General features: G+C 49.3%; 4 protein-coding genes. 1 reads left to right on the forward strand and 3 read right to left on the reverse strand.

The features are described 5' to 3' along the window. Window positions 1–265: 265 nt before the first annotated feature. Together B2899_RS08145 and B2899_RS08150 are read right to left on the reverse strand one after the other, a co-directional pair. Window positions 266–442 (reverse strand): hypothetical protein, encoded by a 177-nt coding sequence (locus B2899_RS08145; protein ID WP_286884980.1) that lies wholly within the window; start codon window positions 440–442, stop codon window positions 266–268. A gap of 144 nt (window positions 443–586) precedes the next feature. Beyond that, window positions 587–751 carry a hypothetical protein gene (locus B2899_RS08150; protein ID WP_170230305.1) on the reverse strand — a complete coding sequence of 55 codons (165 nt, stop codon included), beginning with the start codon at window positions 749–751 and terminating at the stop codon, window positions 587–589. 154 nt (window positions 752–905) lie between these two features. Here B2899_RS08150 and B2899_RS08155 point away from each other — a divergent pair, with 154 nt between their 5' ends. Next, entirely contained in the window at window positions 906–2,108 is a 1,203-nt protein-coding gene (locus tag B2899_RS08155) for an iron-containing alcohol dehydrogenase (protein WP_286884983.1), read from the forward strand. 185 nt (window positions 2,109–2,293) lie between these two features. Here B2899_RS08155 and B2899_RS08160 read toward each other — a convergent pair whose 3' ends face one another. Then, window positions 2,294–2,830 (reverse strand): helix-turn-helix transcriptional regulator, encoded by a 537-nt coding sequence (locus B2899_RS08160; RefSeq protein WP_146811034.1) that lies wholly within the window; start codon window positions 2,828–2,830, stop codon window positions 2,294–2,296. Between the last annotated feature and the right edge of the window lie 254 nt (window positions 2,831–3,084).

Genomic DNA, 3,084 nt, shown 5'->3' on the forward strand with positions numbered 1-3,084 from the left:
ATCCTCTGTTCCAGGCCGTCCATTCTTTGATCTAAACGTTCCATTCTTTGTTCTAAGCGTTTTTGCCCATCTTTCAGCTCACGAAGCTCCAGTAAAATCTGCTCTAATATTTGCTCCATTTCCTCTCCCCGCTTTCTATTAGATTATATCATAATCTTCCGCATGGTCGTCATCATCGAAAAAGTTGCTCTCTATGAAAAACCGTGCACGACTTTGCTTCGCGCACGGTGCAGATTCGATCCATTATGCTGTTACCGGTTCTTTCTTAACCTTCCGCCAGCCGCTCCAATTTTACGCTGAAATCACGTTCCAGCAGACGCTCGTACGTAGCCGCTGCCGCTTTCTCTTTCTCGGAAGAAAGGCGGGGGACCGTGTTACCGCCGTACTCCCTGCAAATCCGCAGCATCTCATCCTGGCTCGCAAAGCTGAAGAGGAATAACACGACGCCTCGCCCCCTTCGTTCCTTTTCTTGCATTGAGAAGGTTTTCCTTCTCAATATTAAGTATACTGTTGTCTGCACGGCATTGCTTTATTATTTGAAAAAGTCCATGAATTCTTCATGCTTCGTTCCTGTTTTTCGTACGTATCACCACATATAGCGAACGCCATAGCGCCCGTCTTTTACACGGAAAATCTCAACGATACGCGGACTCTGGTAGCCCTTCGTCCACCAGTCTTCCTCTATCCGTTTTACAAGGCAACTGGCCTGGAACTTTGTATTAAACAACGCGACCCAATAAATCCATTTCATGCAGCACTTCCCTCCTCTTATCATTAGAATGGCCGAATTGAGGAAAAAACTTGCTATGAAAAAGTAAGTATGAGACGATGAAATTGTTGGCAAACATAGAAAGGTACTATTATTCTTATCTTAACAAATTCGCACAAAAAAGGAGGACGTTAACTTGCTAAATTTCACACTCAATATGCCCACCCGTATTCACTTCGGTCAAGGAGAAGTCAACAAAACCGGTGATATCGTTGCGTCTTACGCGAAAAAAGTGCTGCTGGTAACCGGGCGTTCTTCCACGAAGAAAACCGGCTCACTCGACAAAGTAACCACCTCGCTCGATAAGGCGGGCGTAAGCTATGTACTGTTTGACCGTATTGAGCCAAACCCACGTGCCACCACGATTGACGAAGCGGGCCGTATCGCCCGCGAAGAAAACTGCGAACTGATTCTCGCCCTTGGCGGTGGATCGGCCATGGACGCGGCAAAGGCTATCGCCACCGTTGCCCTGTCCGGCCGCCCGATTCACGAATACATCCGCGGCAGTAAAGCAGGCAAATGGAAAGAGCTGCTGCCGATCAAAGAAGCGCTGCCGATTATCACCATCCCTACCCTGGCCGCAACCGGCTCGGAAGCGAATTCCGGTGCGGTCATTACAAACTGGGAAACAAAAGAAAAATCAGGCATCACCGGACCCGCCCTGTTTCCAAAAGCGGCCATTCTCGACCCGGAGCTGACGTACACCGTCCCGGCCAATTATACCGCAGACGGGGCGGCAGACATGTTCACCCACCTGTATGAAGGCTATATGACAGGCGATGAACATGCCAACGTCCAGGATGAGCTGACGGAAGGACTGATGCGCAATGTGCTTATCTATACGAAAAAAGCGCTCGACGAGCCGGAAAACTACGAAGCACGTTCACACCTTCTGTGGACGAGTACGCTGGCGCTTATCGGCATTGCGAATGCCGGACGGGGCGGCGCGTTTCCGGTGCATGCCATGGAGCATACGCTGTCGGCGCATTATGACATCTCGCATGGCCGCGGCCTTGCGATTATCACGCCTGCATATCTCGAACAAATCGTGCTTAAGGACCGCCCGCACCGGCTGGCCCGACTGGCCCGCAACGTTTTCCGCGTCACCGAAGATAACGACATACTTGCGGCGAAAGCCGGCATTAATGCGCTCGTTGACTGGTATAAAGAAATCGGCGTCTATGACACGCTACAGAACGTCGGCATCAAACGTGAAGATTTGCGCTTAATGGCGGATGAAACGATCCGTGTGGGCGGCAATGGTACGGATACGCTCGTCGGCACACACAACATTACGGCCGACGAAGTACTAAGCATTTTTGAAGCATCGTACGAATAAACAGCATGAATAGAAGGCAATTGTTTCGTTTAATGTTCATTATTTTGCTGACGATTACCTTCGTACTTTCCGCCGTTTCTGTCGGTCTTGTACTTTATCGTGGGGCGGATGTCTCGTCCGCCCCCACACTAAACCAAAAAGCCCTGAAAGCAGCCAACACTGCTCTTTCCCGGGCTTCTTTATTTTCAATCTTTACTTTTTTCTTCAAATCTGGCTTTGAGTGTAGCGATCGTCTCCCGCAGCCATTCCCGGTCGCTTCTCATCAGGTGAAGGCGCCGGTCAATCGCCAAATCCACGCCTGGATTATTCGCATGCTCCGTTGCTCTTTCGTACACCTGCAACTGCTCCTCCAGGTTCTCAAGCCGAGTCGTAAGACAGCGCACCGCTTCATCGGGTGAAAGATAATTGAGAAACATCAAACCGATATCTCCTGGCAGCGCCACCTGTTCAAGCTGCGAAAGGTTCGCCTGCAGCAGGTGATAGAACTGCGCTTCTCCTTCTTTCGTAATCGAATACACTTTGCGCGGCGGCCGGTTCTCGTCCTGCTCCATATGAAGCGTGACATAGCCCGCTTCATGAAGACGACTGAGAATCGCGTAGGCGGTCGCCTTTTTCAAATCCATAATGTTCCCTAGGTTCCGCTCAATAAACTCATTAATCTGATAGCCGTGCTGGCTTTGATTCTTCAATAAGCCCAGCAGCAGCAGCGCCCGTTCATCCATGTTTGTCGTCCCCTTTTTTCTGCTAGTTATCTCTATTATAATCAAGTTTGACTATGCAAATCAATTAACCTTATAACAATAGTGAAAATATAGAAAGAAAACGCCGGCTTCCGCCCAGCGGAAAACCGACGTTTTTTCTATGAAAATCATGAGAAAAGAAGGAGAGAAAGAGGAAATAAGATCCGGGGAAGAAAAAGGCGGTCGCCTTTTTCACCATTAAAATCCTCTCCTCATTCTTTCTTCTCTTTTCCTTC

Source organism: Aneurinibacillus sp. UBA3580 (assembly GCF_002375825.1).
In the GTDB taxonomy this organism is placed as follows: Bacteria; Bacillota; Bacilli; order Aneurinibacillales; family Aneurinibacillaceae; genus Aneurinibacillus; species Aneurinibacillus danicus.

Bases quoted from the DNA above. Each gene is read 5' to 3' on its own strand.
- B2899_RS08150 (WP_170230305.1), bottom strand. From the start codon at position 751: ATGAAATGGATTTATTGGGTCGCGTTGTTTAATACAAAGTTCCAGGCC.
- B2899_RS08160 (WP_146811034.1), bottom strand. From the start codon at position 2,830: ATGGATGAACGGGCGCTGCTGCTGCTGGGCTTATTGAAGAATCAAAGC.